General features: G+C 46.6%; 2 protein-coding genes. Both read right to left on the bottom strand.

Going from position 1 to position 567, the window contains the following annotated elements; all coding sequences use genetic code 11:
• Positions 1-222: hypothetical protein (locus J5M56_RS23960; RefSeq protein WP_243430883.1), on the bottom strand; the 222-nt coding region annotated here is incomplete at its 3' end.
• The coding region (locus J5M56_RS23955) for a hypothetical protein (protein WP_243430882.1) at positions 222-567 on the bottom strand (346 nt) is incomplete at its 5' end. The genes J5M56_RS23960 and J5M56_RS23955, both read right to left, overlap by 1 nt.

Raw genomic sequence — 567 nt, 5'->3', positions numbered from 1 at the left:
CCCATGGGTAATCGTATCCAGCATCTTGTAGTGAACAACAGGAGTCTTGTTCTCTTCACCTTGTGATCCATTCACCAGCTTGATGAACGTCACGAACTCCAAGGCAAAGTCACTAGGCACATAGTTTGGGTCCACTCTGTAATCCGTGGCATTAAGGTAATCCTCAACCTTCCACGGAGCCAGAGCCTCATCAACTGGATCATTCTTAGAAACCAAAGACATTACCTTACCTCCCGTGCCACCACATCAATGGCTTCTTTCTTGTTCACATGAGAATGGGCAATCTCCTGTGCATTAGCCATACCAGACTCTAGCAACATCTTCTGCTGTCTTGCCAGTTCAATCGTAGCCTGCCTCAACTGACTAATCGAACTATCTTCCTTAGTCCCAATATCCAGCTCCACCTTCTTGATTTCTGGTGGTTTCAAATGGGTCAACAAACTATTGGCTGCGTCAGTCCTGACTTTCTCACTGCTCGCACTCATCATCAGCTCTGCCTGAACATTCAGAGCCTTCTGATACATATCCTGATTCAGAACCCAGAATGGAACCAACGTCTGCTCAAAC

The sequence above is a fragment of the Pseudomonas sp. 51_B genome (assembly GCF_017491595.1).
Classification (GTDB): Bacteria; Pseudomonadota; Gammaproteobacteria; order Pseudomonadales; family Pseudomonadaceae; genus Aquipseudomonas; species Aquipseudomonas promysalinigenes.
The sequence above is the reverse complement of the archived record's forward strand: the minus strand, read 5'-3'. Positions and strand labels throughout refer to the sequence as shown.